Source organism: Nocardiopsis akebiae (assembly GCF_018316795.1).
In the GTDB taxonomy this organism is placed as follows: Bacteria; Actinomycetota; Actinomycetes; order Streptosporangiales; family Streptosporangiaceae; genus Nocardiopsis; species Nocardiopsis dassonvillei.
On record NZ_CP074132.1, the window covers coordinates 594140 to 608719 of the forward strand.

At 72.2% G+C, this 14580-nt stretch carries 12 protein-coding genes; 3 read left to right on the forward strand and 9 right to left on the reverse strand.

Annotation, left to right across the window (positions count from 1 at the left end):
- Nucleotides 1-4 precede the first annotated feature (4 nt).
- Nucleotides 5-202, reverse strand: coding sequence for a DUF397 domain-containing protein (locus KGD83_RS02555; protein WP_212642341.1), 198 nt, complete (start codon nt 200-202; stop codon nt 5-7).
- A gap of 809 nt (nt 203-1011) precedes the next feature.
- On the opposite strand from KGD83_RS02555, the gene KGD83_RS02560 reads away from it, so the two are divergent.
- Entirely contained in the window at nt 1012-1689 is a 678-nt protein-coding gene (locus KGD83_RS02560; protein WP_212642342.1) for a response regulator transcription factor, read from the forward strand.
- 4 nt (nt 1690-1693) lie between these two features.
- Nucleotides 1694-3079, forward strand: coding sequence for a sensor histidine kinase (locus tag KGD83_RS02565; protein WP_212642343.1), 1386 nt, complete (start codon nt 1694-1696; stop codon nt 3077-3079).
- Between the two features lie 19 nt (nt 3080-3098).
- On the opposite strand, the gene KGD83_RS02570 is transcribed toward KGD83_RS02565, so the two are convergent.
- A complete protein-coding gene (locus KGD83_RS02570; RefSeq protein ID WP_212642344.1) occupies nt 3099-4043 on the reverse strand; it encodes a TAXI family TRAP transporter solute-binding subunit in 945 nt (314 codons plus the stop codon).
- A gap of 244 nt (nt 4044-4287) precedes the next feature.
- On the opposite strand from KGD83_RS02570, the gene KGD83_RS02575 reads away from it, so the two are divergent.
- A complete protein-coding gene (locus KGD83_RS02575) occupies nt 4288-5838 on the forward strand; it encodes an SLC13 family permease (protein ID WP_212642345.1) in 1551 nt (516 codons plus the stop codon).
- Between the two features lie 149 nt (nt 5839-5987).
- On the opposite strand, the gene nhaA is transcribed toward KGD83_RS02575, so the two are convergent.
- The 7 genes from nhaA to KGD83_RS02610 all read right to left on the reverse strand — a co-directional run bounded on the left by nhaA (nt 5988) and on the right by KGD83_RS02610 (nt 14577).
- Nucleotides 5988-7256 carry a Na+/H+ antiporter NhaA gene (nhaA, locus tag KGD83_RS02580; protein WP_212642346.1) on the reverse strand — a complete coding sequence of 423 codons (1269 nt, stop codon included), beginning with the start codon at nt 7254-7256 and terminating at the stop codon, nt 5988-5990.
- 209 nt (nt 7257-7465) lie between these two features.
- Complete coding sequence (locus tag KGD83_RS02585) at nt 7466-8782, reverse strand: MFS transporter (protein WP_212642347.1); 1317 nt, start codon at nt 8780-8782, stop codon at nt 7466-7468.
- A gap of 341 nt (nt 8783-9123) precedes the next feature.
- Entirely contained in the window at nt 9124-10620 is a 1497-nt protein-coding gene (locus tag KGD83_RS02590) for a PucR family transcriptional regulator (RefSeq protein WP_212642348.1), read from the reverse strand.
- 148 nt (nt 10621-10768) lie between these two features.
- Nucleotides 10769-11104: a DUF2795 domain-containing protein gene (locus tag KGD83_RS02595; RefSeq protein ID WP_212642349.1), complete on the reverse strand. Its 336-nt coding sequence runs from the start codon at nt 11102-11104 to the stop codon at nt 10769-10771.
- Between the two features lie 271 nt (nt 11105-11375).
- A complete protein-coding gene (locus KGD83_RS02600; protein ID WP_212642350.1) occupies nt 11376-12470 on the reverse strand; it encodes an LLM class flavin-dependent oxidoreductase in 1095 nt (364 codons plus the stop codon).
- A 142-nt stretch (nt 12471-12612) separates the two neighbouring features.
- Entirely contained in the window at nt 12613-13722 is a 1110-nt protein-coding gene (locus KGD83_RS02605; protein ID WP_212642351.1) for an ABC transporter substrate-binding protein, read from the reverse strand.
- A gap of 9 nt (nt 13723-13731) precedes the next feature.
- On the reverse strand, nt 13732-14577 hold the full coding sequence (locus KGD83_RS02610) for an ABC transporter permease (protein ID WP_212642352.1): 846 nt from the start codon (nt 14575-14577) through the stop codon (nt 13732-13734).
- Nucleotides 14578-14580 lie beyond the last annotated feature (3 nt).

Here is a 14580-nt window from a genome sequence, read left to right on the forward strand (position 1 = left end):
CCCTTCAGCGGTGTCCGGCGAGCCGGAGCAGCGCGACCCACTGGTGCGCGGGCAGGGCGAGCGCCGCGCGGTCGGGGTGCGTGGAGTCGCGCAGGCCGACCGTCCCCGGCGTGCCCAGGACGGCCTCGACGCAGTCGCCGTTGCCGCCACCGCTGTAGCTCGACTTCCGCCACCGACCGGGTTCGTGTCCCAGCCCTCTCACGGGCACTCCCGTCCGCTCTGTCCCCGCTGGTTGTCGCTACGCACTCGGCGGCCTCGATTCTCTCAGTTCCACCATTGGTCGCTCCTGTTTCCCGAGCAGTTCTGAAAGTGCGATCGGGTCCGACTCCGGTTCAGTTATGTATTCGGTTGGTGACAGGGGCCGACTTGTACATGCCCACTGGAGTGGTGTTCATGTTGTCCGGGCCAGGCCGTTCTCCGGATGGTCCGGAAAAAGACGCGGATGATATGCCGGGAAGCGGTTCTGCTTCGGTTTCGCGGGTGCCGTGCCCGCGCGGCGTCCGCCGGGGCGCCGCCGTGGGTCCCCCTCGTGCTGATGCGCGCAAAGCCCGTGCCCGTGGGCTTTGCTGGCTCTGCTCCGTCCGGAGGGCCGGAGCGGTCGCCTCCTGGGAAGGGGCGGGGACGGCGGCCGGAGAGGGGTCGCGGGGCGGAGAGGCGATTACCGTGCTCCCCGGTACACGGAAAAGCAAGTGCGGGAAAAGGGTGGGTTTCGGCGGTCCGCGGCTCTGATCCCTTTTCGTTTCCATTGCGGCTCGGGATCAGGATGTTGCGCCCGGGGCGGTCCGCTTCGAGGTCGCCCCGTGCGCTTCGGGGGAAGCGGGTGCCTCGGTGCGGACGCAATTCCGCCCCCGGTGTTATGGTCGCGGAAATGGCGCCGGGGCCCGCCCCCGCGGCACCCCGTGCCGCGCCGTCGGCGGGCGGCGGACGCCGCTCCCGCGGGGCCGGGAGCGGCGTCCGCGAGGCGGGGAGCGCCCCCGCGGTGTGCCGTGACCGGCGCGAACACTGCCTAACATGCTGGACATGCGCATTCTCGTGGTCGAGGACGACGACCGGGTCGCCCGCGGACTGGTGACCGCCCTGCGGGCGGCGTCCTTCGACGTCCAGAGGGTCGCCACCGCCGAACGGGCCCTGACCGCCCCGCCCGCCGACGTCGTCCTCCTCGACCTCGGCCTTCCCGACGCCGACGGCATCGACCTGCTCCGCAAGCTCCGCGACCGCCCGCAGACCGCCATCATCGCCGTCACGGCCCGCGGCGAGGAGCGCGACCGCGTGCGCGGCCTGCGGGCCGGCGCCGACGACTACGTGGTCAAGCCCTTCGGCGTCGCCGAACTCCTCGCCCGCATCGACGCGGTCCTGCGCCGCACCCGCGCCGCGCGGGCCGAGGTCGCGGAGGAGGAGCCCGCGGTCAGGGTCGGCGAGCTCACCTTGGACCCGGGCTCCCGCGCGGCCAGCGTCGGCGGCGCCGAACTCCAGCTGACCCGCAAGGAGTTCGACCTGCTCGCCCTCCTGGCCTCCCGCTCCCCGTCGGTGGTCGCCCGGGACCAGATCCTCGACCAGGTGTGGGGCACGGCCTGGGAGACCTCCTCCCGGACCCTGGACACCCACATCGGCTCGCTGCGGGCCAAGCTCGGCGGGGTCGTGCGGATCCGCACCGTGCGCGGTGTCGGCTACCTCCTCGACCGGGCCTGAGCCCGTGCTCCGCAGGCTGCTCACCATCCTGTTGCCCGCCGCGTTCGTCCTGGTCGCCTCGGCGGTCATCCCCCTGGGGACGGTCATCGCCCAGCAGCTGACCCAGCAGGTCTACGTCGACCGCCTCGGGGACGCGGGCCGCTTCGCCGCCCTGGCACGCACCGCGCTGGAGGCCGACCGCCCCGAGGCGCTCCTCCAGGAGATGGCCCGTTACGAGGCGCTCTACGGCATCCCGGTGGTCGTGATCGCCCCCGACGGGGAGGCCATCGCCGGGTCCGGCAGCATGGCGCACCAGCGCGACGTGCTCGCGGAACTGGGCGCGCCGGAGGCGCTCACCGTCGCCCTGGCCGGGGAGCGCCCGGCCCCTCCGACCACCGTCTGGCCCTGGGAGTCCGACCCCCTCGTGGTCGCCGAGCCCATCGGCCGCGACAGCGAGGTGACCGGGGCGGTCATCGTCGCCGCCCCCACCGACCGGCTCGGCGCCGACATCCTCGGCTCCTGGGGGTGGCTCGCCCTGCTCAGCCTGGTACCCCTGGCGCTCCTGGTGGCGGTCTCGCTGCCGCTGTCGCGCTGGGTCCTGCGCCCCATCGGCCGACTCGACGCCGCGACCACCGCCGTCGCCTCGGGGGACCTGGACGTGCGGGTGGACGCCGAGCAGGGGCCTCCGGAGCTGCGCCGCCTCACCGAGTCCTTCAACACGATGGTCGACGTGGTGCGCAGGGCCCTGGAGCGTCAGCGCTCCTTCGTCTCCGACGCCTCCCACCAGCTGCGCAATCCCCTGGCGAGCCTGCGCCTGGCGGTGGAGAACCTCGCGCCCTACCTCGGCTCGGAGGAGGCCCGGGAGGCGCACGCGGTGGCCGTGGACGAGACCACGGCCATGCACCGGATGCTCAACTCCCTCCTGGCCGCGACGCGCCTGGAGAGCGTCACCGGCACCGAGGCCGTGGACGTCCCCGAGCTGCTGGAGACCCGGGTGGAGCGCTGGCGCGCCCTGGGCCGGGCCCGGGGGATCACCGTGACCGTGCACGTCCCCGCCGGGCTGCGGGTCTGCGCCCCGGCCGGCGGGCTGGGCAGCATCCTCGACGAACTGGTGAGCAACGCCCTGCGCCTGTCCGGGGGGACCCGGGTGCAGGTGCGGGGTTCGGCGGGCGACCCCGCGCGGATCAGCGTGCTCGACGACGGGGAGGGGCTCCCGGAGGAGGAGCGCGGCGCGGCCCTGGACCGCTTCTGGCGCTCTCCCCGCCACCAGAACACCGAGGGGACCGGTATGGGGCTGGCGATCGTCTCCGACCTGGTCCGCGAGGCCGGAGGGGAACTGGCGCTGGGCGGGGGCCTGCCCGGCGAGCGGCCGGGCTTCGGCGTGACCATCACGCTGCCGTCCGCGGAGTGAGCCCTCGGCGGGGCGGACCTCAGGAGGGCTTGTTGTCCCGGTACCAGCGCGCGGCACCGGGGTGGAGGGGGACCACGCCGGTCGAGATGCCGGTGCGCACGTTGATCTGCGCCGCCTCGGGGCGGGATTCGGCGATCCGCGCGGCGCCGGTGTAGACGGTGTCGGCGACGGAGTAGGCCAGGTCGTCCGGCAGGTCGGCCGCGCACAGCAGCAGGTTGGGGGTGGACATGGTGGGGCAGGCGGGCACGCCCTCGTAGGTGGTCGCCGGGATGGTGGCCGGGAAGTACCTCTCGGGGTGGGCCTCGGCCATGGCGGACGCGACGTCCCCGAGGTCGACCAGGCGCGTCACGTGCTCGCGGGCCAGGTCGGCGACCGCGGGCGTGGGCAGCCCGGTCAGGGAGAACATCGCGTCGATCTCCCCCCGGGACAGGGCGTCGGCGGAGGCCGCCTGGTCCAGGCGCACCGCCTCCATGGCCAGACCGGTCTCCTCGACGGCCTGCGCCACGGTGAACTCGGTGCCGGAGTTGACCGCGCCCACCGAGACGCGGCGGCCCTCCAGGTCGGACAGGGAGCGCACGGGGGAGGCGTCCAGGACCATGAGGTGCAGGAAGCTGTCGTAGAGGCGCCCGATCGCGCGGAAGGGGCCGGCGTCGGTCACCTCGTAGGCCAGGACCGCGTCGAGGCTGGTCAGGCCCAGGTGGGCCTCGCCCGAGTCGATGAGCAGCAGGTTGTCGTGCGAGGCGCCGGTCTCGACGGTCTCCACCCGGATGTCGGGGAGCCGGGCGTCCAGCAGGCCCGCGATCTCCGAGCCGATCTCCCGGTAGACGGCCCCGGCCGGGCCCGTGGCCACGACGAGCGACGCCGGGGCGGGGGAGGGCTCGCGCCACGCGCAGCCGCCCAGCGCGACCGCGGCGAACACGCCGGCGGTTCCCCTCAGGGCGGCGCGCCGGTTCGGTCCATGCATACCCGCAGCTTAGGCGAGGAAGGACGGCGGATCGGGCCCCGTGCACACCCCGCGCATGGTCACCGTGTGTGCCAGGGCGTCGACCCACGGTTCCGCAATGTCAGAGGAACCTCAAATCTTCGTTGAGACCTTGGGCACGCGAGAAGGAGACCCACACCATCGCTGTATCAATTCGGGGTAATCGGGGAGAAACCCGACGGTAAGGCCAGCGTCACTTCCCGGCGACCCACAACAGGAGGATTCCATGGCGTCCGAGAAGGGTGTCGACGCGCCCGACACCGCATCCCCCACGCAGGACGGCAGAGCCGCCAGGGGCAGCTCGCCCTCGCGCGTGATCGGCCTGATCGCGGGCCCGCTGGTCGGGCTCCTGGTCTACTTCCTCATGCCGGACATGCCGATGCCCGTCGTCGACGGCGGGGACGGCGAGACGGTCCTGTCGGCCAACGGCCGCGCGGTGGCCGCGGTGACAGCGTTCATCGCCATCTGGTGGGCCACCGAGGCGATCCCGATCCCGGTCGCCTCGCTGCTGCCGCTGGTGCTCTTCCCCCTCCTGCTGGAGGGCACCCCCATCGGGGACGTCGCCTCCTCCTACGGGTCGGACACCATCTTCCTGTTCATGGGCGGCTTCATGCTCGCCCTGGCGATGCAGAAGTGGAACCTGCACAAGCGGATCGCCCTGGTCATCGTCTCCAAGGTCGGCTCCAACACCGCGGGGCTGATCGGCGGCTTCATGATCGCCACCGGGTTCATCACGATGTGGGTGTCCAACACCGCCACCGCCGTGATGATGCTGCCCGTGGGCCTGTCGGTGGTCGCGCTGATCACCCAGTTCCGCGACGGCAGGACCGACGCGAACTTCGCCACCGCGCTCATGCTCGGCATCGCCTACTCGTCCTCGATCGGCTCGGTGGCCACCATCATCGGCACGCCGCCCAACGTGCTGATGGTCGGCTACCTCGCCGACGCCCACGACATCCACATCGGCTTCGGCGAGTGGATGATGGTCGGCCTGCCCCTGGCCGCCGTATTCCTGCTCATCGCCTGGTTCGTACTGATCAAGATCTTCCCGCCGCAGGTCAAGAAGGTGGAGGGCGCCCAGGGCCTCATCCGCTCCGAGCTCGCCGAGATGGGTCCGATGGCGCGCGGCGAGAAGCTCGTGCTCGCGGTCTTCGCCTTCGCGGCGCTCTCCTGGATCTTCGTCCCGGTCCTGGCCGACAACTTCCTGCCGTGGCTGTCCAGCGTCAGCGACGCCGGGATCGCGATGACCGTGGCGGTCCTGCTGTTCCTGATCCCGGTCGGGCGGGGCGCCCGCCTGCTGGACTGGGAGACCGCCGTGCAGCTGCCGTGGGGCGTCCTGCTCCTCTTCGGCGGCGGCCTGGCCATCTCGGGGCAGTTCACCGCCTCCGGCCTCAGCACCTGGATCGGCGGCCAGGTCGCCGTCCTGGAGGGCGTGCCCACCTGGGTGCTGATCCTGGTCGCGGCCGGGCTGGTCCTCTTCCTGACCGAGCTCACCAGCAACACCGCCACCGCGGCCACCTTCCTGCCCATCCTCGGCGGCGTCGCGGTGGGCATGCAGATCGACATCCTGTCCCTGGTGATCCCGGTGGCCCTGGCCGCGACGATGGCCTTCATGCTCCCGGTGGCCACACCGCCGAACGCGATCGTCTTCGGTTCCGGCCACGTGCGGATCGGCCAGATGATGCGCGGCGGCGTGTGGCTCAACCTCATCGCGCTGTTCCTGATCCTGGCCGCGATGTACACCGTGGTGACCTGGTTCCTGGGAGTCAGCGTGTAGGACCACCACGCGTCGCGGGCGGCCCCTGTGGTTCCGGGGGCCGCCCGTTTCTGCGTCGCCGGGCGGCCGGGGAGGCGGGCCCCGCGCACCCGTGCCACACGGCGGCGGCCCGCCTCCCCGCTCGGGGGAGACGGGCCGCCGCCGTGTTCCTACTCGGAGTCCGCGCCCGCCGTGCTCTGGCGTTCCAGCTTCCGGTAGTGCCTCGACCTCGCGCCCAGGATGACCGCGGCCAGCAGGGTCGCGATGGCGGAGGCCACCAGCACGCCCGTCTTGGCGTGGGCCAGGTGTCCCGGGTCGTCGGCGAACGTCAGCTCGCTGATCAGCAGCGACACGGTGAACCCGATACCGGCCAGCTGCGACATGCCGATGATGTCGATCCACTTCAGACTGGGGTTGAGCTCGGCCCTGGTCACCTTGGTGGTCACCCACGCGCCGCCCGCGATGCCGATCACCTTGCCGAGGATGAGCCCGGCGATGATGCCCAGCGCCGCCGTGTCGGTGAGGACCTCGCCGAAGCCGTCGAAGACCACGCCCGCGGAGAAGAAGGCGAAGATCGGCAGGGCCAGGCCCGCGGACCAGGGGCGCAGCAGCTGCTCCACGCCGTGGCTCGGGTCGTGGTGCTCGCCGGGCAGCTTGTTGGTGCGCATCAGCAGACCCATGGCCACGCCCGCGATGGTCGCGTGCACGCCGCTCTCGTGGACCAGGACCCAGATCACCAGGGCCAGGGGCACGTAGACCAGCCAGTTGGGCACCACCGACGCGTTGAGCCATGCGGCCAGCCCCCTGCCGCGCTGGAGGTACCAGAAGAGCGCCAGCCCCACCACGGCCACCGCCAGTGGCAGGAAGCTGATGTCCGCGGTGTAGAAGACCGCGATGACGATGATCGCGCCGAGGTCGTCCACGATCGCCAGCGTCAGCAGGAAGGTCCGCAGCGCGGTCGGCAGCCCGCGGCCGATCACCGCGAGGATCGCGAGGGCGAACGCGATGTCGGTCGCCATCGGGATGCCCCACCCGTGGAGGGTCTCGGGCGAGGTGAAGTTGATCGCGGCGTAGATGGCGGCGGGCACGATCATGCCGCAGATCGCCGCTACGATCGGCAGCATGGCCCGCCGGGGGTTGCGCAGCTCCCCGTGGACGAACTCCTGCTTGAGCTCGTTGCCGACGACGAAGAAGAAGACCGCCAGGAGGCCGTCGGCGGCCCAGGTCTCCAGGGACAGGTTCAGGTGCAGCGACTCGGGCCCGAAGGTGATCGCCCGCAGGTTCTCGTAGACCTCGCCGAAGGGCGAGTTGATCCAGACGAGAGCGAGGACCGCGGCGCCGATCAGCAGGAAGCCGCCGACGCTGTCGCTGCGCAGGGTGTCGGCCAACCGTGAGAGCGGGCCGTGGCGCTCGGAGCGCAGAATCGGGTCGATGCTCATGTGCAACTTTCCGGGCGTATGGCTGACAGGGACTCGCCGACCAGTCTTCCCGGCACACCTAGGCGCGGGCGCGCGCCTCGCCCATGCTCGCGGAAGATGGGATGAATGTCCAGCCCAGGGGCCATGTGTCCGTTCCGGGGTGGAGGAGGCAGGTGAGGGGGGCGGCCGACGCCGCCCCCCTCACACCGTGCGCCCGCAGGGGGCGTGCGTCAGCCCTTCCCGGCGGCGGCCAGGTGCCTCTCCTCGGCGTTGGAGGCCCGCCCGGCCAGTGCCACGGCGACGATGGACACCACCGCGGTGAGGACCAGGTAGACCGCGATCGGGACCCACGAGTCGTCGAACCGCGACAGCAGCCAGGTGGCGATCAGCGGGGCGGTGCCGCCCGCCGCCGCCGCGCCGATCTGGTAGCCCAGGGTGACTCCCGTGTAGCGCACCCGGGTGGAGAAGATCTCCGAGCACAGGGTGCCGATGGTGGCGGTGACCGGCGCCCACAGGATGCCCAGCCCGATCACGGTCGCCAGGACCAGCATCAGCGTGCTGCCGGAACCCAGCATGAGGAAGTAGGGCGCGATGAACAGGGCCAGCAGCACCGCGCCGACCAGGTACACCCGCCGCCTGCCGAAGGTGTCCGACAGGCGTCCGGCGATCGGGATGCACACGGTGGCCACGATCGCCCCGACGGTCACGGCGTTGAGCGCGGAGGTGTTGTCGAAGGACAGCGTGCCCGTCGCGTAGCTCACCACGAAGGTGCCGAAGATGTAGAAGGGGGCGGTCTCCACGACCTTGGCGCCGACGGCGACCAGCACGGCCCGCCAGTGGAACCGGAAGGTCTCCACCACCGGCAGTTTGGCGACCTCGCCCTCCTGCTTGGCCTTCCTGAACGAGGGGGTCTCGTCGATCCCCGAGCGGATCCACAGCCCCAGCAGCACCAGCAGGACGCTGCCGACGAACGGCACGCGCCAGCCCCACGTCGCGAACTGGTCGTCGGGCAGCAGCGACATCAGGGTCAGCACCAGGCTGGCCAGGAGCATGCCCGAGGTGATGCCCATCTGCGGCACGCTGCCGAAGAGGCCGCGCCGGTTCTCGGGCGCGTACTCGTAGGCGAGCAGCAGGGCGCCGCCCCACTCGCCGCCGATGCCCAGCCCCTGGATGATCCGCAACACGATGAGCAGGATCGGGGCGAGGATCCCGACGCTGTCGTAGGTCGGCAGCAGGCCGATGAGCATGGTCGCGCCGCCCATGAGGGTCAGCGTGATGATCAGGGTCTTCTTGCGGCCGATCCGGTCACCGATGTGGGAGAAGACCACACCGCCCAGCGGACGGATGAAGAACGTCAGCGAGAAGGTCAGGTACGACAGCATCAGCGAGACGAACGGGTCGTCCGAGGGGAAGAACAGCTCGTCGAAGACGAGGGCGGCGGCGGTGCCGTAGAGGAAGAAGTCGAACCACTCGATCGTGCTTCCGGTCAGGCTCGCGATGAGGACCTTGGCCCTCGGCGGCCGAGCCTGTGGGGTGTCCACACTCATGTGCAGGGCTCCTGGTGGGGTGTCGGGGATCGCGCGGGCCGAGGGGCGTGGCCTGCGGACATTGCCGGGAGCCTAGACGCGGGTGGCGTGCGCCACCGTTGTGCGAACGGACGACATGGGCGGCGGCGCGGTGTCGCTTCGGACAATCCGGCCCCTCCGGGGCGCGTCGGCCGGGTGGCCGTGACCGGTCGGAGACCTGGCGGGGGCCGTACCGCGACCATGGAGGGGACGGCCGGTGTCCTGGGAGGGGGCCGGCGCGACGCCGGGGGGGCGCACGGTGACCGCGCCGGGGCGGAGCGCCGCCGCCCGGGGACGCCGCGGCGGCGCACGCCTCCCGCGGCTCACGCCCGCAGCGTGAGCGTGGCCAGGAGCCTCTGGTCGGCGTCGTCCAAGTCGAGTCCGGTGAGCTCGCGGATCCGCCGGATCCGGTGCCGCAGGGTGTTGGGGTGCACGTGCAGCCGCTCCGCCGCCCCGGACACGTCGCCGAAGGCGTCCAGGTAGGCGGACAGGGAGCGGCGCTGCTCGTCGTCGAGGGCGTCGAGCCGGTCGTCGCGCAGGCCGGGGCGGTCGGCCAGGGCGTCGAACAGCTCGCGCAGCACCACCGAGGAACGGACCTCCTCGAACGCGGTCACCAGCCGCTCGGGACGGTCCGCGACCACCTCCAGGGCGCGGCTGGCGACCTTCTTCAGCGACGGGACCGCGCGCATCCTGGGAGCCACGCCCGCCACCGCCGCCTGGACGGGCGTGCCCAGGTTCTCGCGCAGCACCGACACCAGCTCCCGCGTCCACGCGGTGGGCGCCCGCCCGGAGGGCGCGGGGACCAGCACGTACAGCAGGCCGCAGGCCGGGATGACCAGGGCCTCGCGGCGGTAGGCCGCCGCGTACACCGACGTGATCTCCGCGGCCTGGTCCAGCCGCCAGGGCGGGTCGACCTCACCCTCCCGCAGGGCGAGCGCGACCACCGCCACCGGCGTCGTGGGGTCGGCGCCCAGGTGGCGGGCGAGGGCGTCGGTGTCGAAGGCGCCGGTGAGCAGGCCCACGGCCAGCCCCTCGGTGTCGCGCCCGGTGCTGCGCGCCTCGCTGTGGGCGCGCATGACGTGCAGCGCGGCCAGGCGCGCGGCGCCGCGCAGCACCTGCGGACTGGTCTCCGCGAGGGGCCTGCCGCCCACCTGCACCCAGATGGTGCCGAGCGCGCGCTCGCCCGCCTGTATCCCCACCACCAGGCGGCGTGCGGCGCCCAGGTCGGGGCGTTCGGCGACCTCGACCACCTCGCCGTCCCGTATCCGCTCGTTGACGCCCCACTCGCGCAGGTGCGCCAGGAACGACTCCGGGCAGCCGCGCCCGAGGATGGTCTGCCTGCGCAGCTCGTCGGCGCCCTCATCGGAGGCGGAGTAGGCCAGGACCTGCCCGGCGGCGTCCTCGATGCTGACGATGCCGCCGGTCAGGGTCGCCACGGTCTGGGCCAGGGAGAACAGGTCGCCGTGCCCGGTCTCGGTGGCGGCCGCGTCCAGGACCGAACGGGCCAGGGCGGCGAACTCGTCGGTGCCCACCGCGGGGTCCACGGAGAGCACGGGCAGGCCCAGACCGCGCAGCCCGTCGGCGTCCCCGTCCCCGGCCGCCACGGCGCTGGCGGCCAGCTGCCCGGCGCGCGCGGCCAGGGCGGCGGCCCCACCCGGCGGGACGACGACCAGCGCGCCGGCGGGGACGGGCGCCCCGTCCCCGGCCACGACCACCGAGCGGACCACGCCCCCGAGGCCCCGGGGCGCGGCGGCGAGCCCGTGGACGGCCTTGTCCAGTGCCTTCAGCAGGGCCTTGACGGTCAGGCCGGTCTCGCTCACGGTCGCACTCCGGGGGTCTTCTCGCACGGGTAGAACCATTGTGCGCCTTCCTCCGGAGTACTGAACGCCGTGGACCCGTGCCCCCCTCCGCACGCGAACGGAAGAGGTCCCGGGCCCGTCAGGGCGCCGGGACCACGGTGCGGGGCCTTCAGGACTTGCGGTTCTCGCCCAGCTCCTCCTCGATGGGGTTGACCGGGCGGCTCTCCTTCATCGACTCGGCCATGCCGGGCTTCGTGTGCTCCCTGCGCAGCTGCGCGCGGGCGGACTCGGTGTGCGAGTCCGTCTCGGAGCGGGGCAGCGGTACCGAGCGCAGCACCTCGTTCGGCTCGTTGTACTGGGCGGGCGGCATCGCCCGCAGGGCGCTGAGCAGCTCCTCGTCGGCGCCCGCGTCCAGGGCGTGCGTCACGATCCGGTCCTTGTCCGCGGGGAAGTCCACTTCCCCCAGGACGTCCTTCAACCCCTCGATGCCACGCTTGACGCTCATCGTCAGTCCCTCCGACTCGTGCGAGGGCCGGGCGCCTCCGCCCCGGTCACCGGGGGCGTACCGCCCGACCTGCGAGGACACTGGGGGCGCCTACCCGGTCGGAGGGGAGGGCAATCGTCGCGGGGCGGCGCGGCCGGGCCCCGCGCGGCGTCCGGCGGGGCGCCGCGGCCCCAGGTCACCACGGTGCGAAACCCCGAGCGGGGGCGTCTCGCACCGCAGCGACCGCGCGTCGACCGCCGCGGGCGGTCGGGGACGTCCGCGGCGGAGGGCCTCAGCCCTGGTCCGCGGCCGTCCCCCCGGCGGGGCGCAGCAGCGGCATGACCTTCTCACCGAACGCCGCGAGGTCGGCGTGGTAGTCCGGGAAGATCAGCATCAGGCCGTCGAGCTCGGCGTACTCCACGATCTCGCGGATGCGTCCGGCCACCGTCTCCGGGGACCCGGTCACGAACGGCGTCTGGAACGCCTCGTCCTCGGGCCGCTCGGAGGTCAGCGACAGGGCCTTGTCCAGGGGCAGGCCCCAGGACCGCTTCATGTTGACCAGCGCGTCGATGTCCGCGCCGCGCCCGTACTCCAGCCGCCGCTCCTCGGCCGCGGCGTCGGTGTCGTCCATGACGACGGTCAGCATCGAGTACGTCTTGATGCTGCGCCCCTCCTTCTGGGCGCGCTCCTTGACGTCGCGGCTGGCGTCGCGCAGGCCGGGCAGGTCCTCCGCGGTCAGGAACGAGCCGTCGCAGTTGCGCGCCTGGAAGTTCAGGCCCGTGTCCGAGCGGCCCGCGCTGATCAGGGTCGGCGCCGGGGTGGGGTGCGGCCGCGAGCGGCAGTCGTCGAGCTTGAAGAACTCGCCGTCGTGGGTGACCGAGTCCTCGGTCCACAGCCGCTTGAGGACGCTGGTCCACTCCTCGGTGTACCGGTAGCGGTCACCGTGGCCGATGTCCTCGCGCCACAGGCCCATCTGGGCGAACTCGTCCACGTAGGAGCCCACCACGATGTTCATCCCGGCGCGTCCGCCGCTGATGTCCTGGAGGGTGGTGTACATCTTGGCGGCGAGGGCCGGGTGGAACAGGTTCGTGTGGACGGTCGCCCACACCTTGACGTGCTCGGTGGCCTCCGCGAGCCCCGACATCATCGTGATCGACTCCAGGGTGCGCCCCCAGTGGTCGGTCGCGCCGTCGTAGCCGCGCCACTTGCCCATGGACATGACGAAGTCGAGTCCGTAGGCGTCGGCGAGGACCGCGGCCTTCTTGTTGTACTCGTACGTCGCCTCGGGGTGCGGTGCGGTCTCCGAGACGATCCACCCCCCGTTGCCGATGGGCAGGAAGATGCCGTACTCGGTTTCGGCGGCCTGCGGCCCGCCTTCTGCTGCCATCCTTGGCTCCTCATTCACTCTCGGGCGCCGCTCACTGCGGTCGCCCGTGCGCAGCACGGTCTGTGCGCCGCGCCCGGGCGCTCCGGGCGCTCGGTGCGCGGCGCCGGTCCGCGCTGTCCTGCTGTGTGGGCTGTGCCCGGTCCTACTCGGACGGCCAGGACACCTCGGTCGCCACGTGCACGGCCTCCAGGTAGCGGGGGTCGAACAGGGGCTCCACGTCGGGCAGTTCGTCCAGCTGGCCGTTGTCGATGAGGGTCTGGCCCTCGGCCTCGGTCAGGCTCAGGTCGATGTAGCCCGGGGTGGAGTCGTCGGGCGTGGAGGCCGTCACCAGCTCCTGCTCGGAGTTCCAGATCCGCAGGTTGTGCTCGGTGTCGTATCCGGCCTCGGCCAGCTCGGCGGCGTAGCCGACGCACTCCTCGCCGTTCTCCTGGCAGTAGTCGAAGGCCTTCGCGACCGCGCGCAGGTAGTCCTCGACGACCGTCGGGTTCTCCTCGGCCCACGTGGGGTTGGTGGCCATCACGCCGAACGAGCCCACGACCCCGTAGTTCTCGGGGAGCCACTCGTTGTACTCCTCGCCCATGTCGGACAGGAGGAAGGGCTCGTTGGAGCGGAACGCGGTGAGCGCCTGCACCTGGTCGCGCGGCAGCACGCTGGGGTCGTAGCCGACCTCGACGATCTCGACGGAGTCCATGTCCACGCCGTCGGCGACGAGCATCGCCTCCAGCGGCGCGGGGAGCATGCCCTTGTGGCCGAGGGTGGTGCCCTCCAGGTCCTTGAGCTCCTCGATGCCGGTGCCGGTGAGCAGGCTGGCGATCGGGACGTGCCCGTAGGTCGAGACGCCGATGACCTCGTGTCCGGCGTCGTTGGCCTGCAGGACCTCGGCCTCGTTGCCCAGGGAGGTGAAGTGGGCGGTGCCGGCCGACACGAGCTGGGAGTTGCCGATGGTGTCGCCGCTGCCGGGCTGGATCTCCACGTCCAGGCAGACGGCCTCGAAGTAGCCGAGGGCGTCCGCGGCGACGGCCTCCAGGATGCTCACCGAGGCCTGGTACTGGTAACCGGTGATGTAGGTGACCGTGCCGGCGTCGCGGTTGGTCTGGCAGCGCTCCTCGTCGATGACGGTGGCTACCTGCTGGTCCTCCTCGGCCGCCTCCCCTCCGCTGCACGCGGCGGTGAGGAGGAGGACCGATGCCGCGGCGGCCGCCGCGAGGGAGCGTCGGCGCCGGGGACTGGGGCGGTGGGGCGGATTGGTCATGGGGGTTCCTTATGAGGTGGTGCGCTGCTGGGACTCGTGCCAGAACAGCAGTCTGCGTTCGAGGACGGTGATGAGTGCGAGCATCAGCACGCCCATGACGGCCAGACAGGCGACGGCCGCGTAGACGTACTCCAACCGGGCGGTCGCGGCCGAGTTGCGGATCATCGTGCCGAGCCCGCTTGAGGATCCGGCGGCGACGAACTCCGCGACCACGGCGCCCACGATGGACAGGGGGAACACCACCCGCAGCGCGGCGAGGGTGTAGGGGAGGCTGCTGGGGATGCGCAGCCGGAGCAGCACCTCCAGGCGGGAGGCGTGCAGGGTGGAGAAGACGTGCAGGACGGGTCGGGAGACCGACCGCAGCCCCGTGGTCACGTTGATGAGGACCGGGAAGAACGTGATGATCGCGGTGACGATGACCTTGGGGGTCATGCCGAAGCCGAACGCCACCACCAGGGCGGGGGCGATCGCGATGACCGGGGTCACGTTCAGGACGACGGCGAGCGGCATGACCGCGCGCCGCAGCAGCGGGATCTCCGACATCAGCAGGGCCAGGACGAACGCGGTGCCCGCGCCGAAGGCCACGCCCGTCAGGGCGATGCTGAGGGTGGCCCAGGCGTTGTTCACGAACAGCAGCGGGTCCTCGACCAGGATCCCCCCGACCTCCGCCAGCGGAGGCAGGAGGTAGGGCTGGTCCTCGGCGGTCGCCGACCAGGCGAAGCCGACGATCACCACCGCCACGGCGGTGGGCAGCCACACGCTGAGCCTGAGGTTGAGGCGGCGCCGGCGCGCGGCACCGCGCTTCGGGGAGGCCTCGCCCTCGGGACGGGGCCGGACGGGTGCGCTGGTGGCCATGGT

Excerpts from the sequence above, each read along its gene's own strand:
- KGD83_RS02605 (WP_212642351.1), bottom strand. The coding sequence starts at position 13,722 with ATGACCAATCCGCCCCACCGCCCCAGTCCCCGGCGCCGACGCTCCCTC.
- KGD83_RS02600 (WP_212642350.1), bottom strand. The coding sequence starts at position 12,470 with ATGGCAGCAGAAGGCGGGCCGCAGGCCGCCGAAACCGAGTACGGCATC.
- KGD83_RS02570 (WP_212642344.1), bottom strand. The coding sequence starts at position 4,043 with ATGCATGGACCGAACCGGCGCGCCGCCCTGAGGGGAACCGCCGGCGTG.
- KGD83_RS02560 (WP_212642342.1), top strand. The coding sequence starts at position 1,012 with ATGCTGGACATGCGCATTCTCGTGGTCGAGGACGACGACCGGGTCGCC.
- KGD83_RS02585 (WP_212642347.1), bottom strand. The coding sequence starts at position 8,782 with ATGAGTGTGGACACCCCACAGGCTCGGCCGCCGAGGGCCAAGGTCCTC.
- KGD83_RS02575 (WP_212642345.1), top strand. The coding sequence starts at position 4,288 with ATGGCGTCCGAGAAGGGTGTCGACGCGCCCGACACCGCATCCCCCACG.
- nhaA (WP_212642346.1), bottom strand. The coding sequence starts at position 7,256 with ATGAGCATCGACCCGATTCTGCGCTCCGAGCGCCACGGCCCGCTCTCA.
- KGD83_RS02610 (WP_212642352.1), bottom strand. The coding sequence starts at position 14,577 with ATGGCCACCAGCGCACCCGTCCGGCCCCGTCCCGAGGGCGAGGCCTCC.
- KGD83_RS02595 (WP_212642349.1), bottom strand. The coding sequence starts at position 11,104 with ATGAGCGTCAAGCGTGGCATCGAGGGGTTGAAGGACGTCCTGGGGGAA.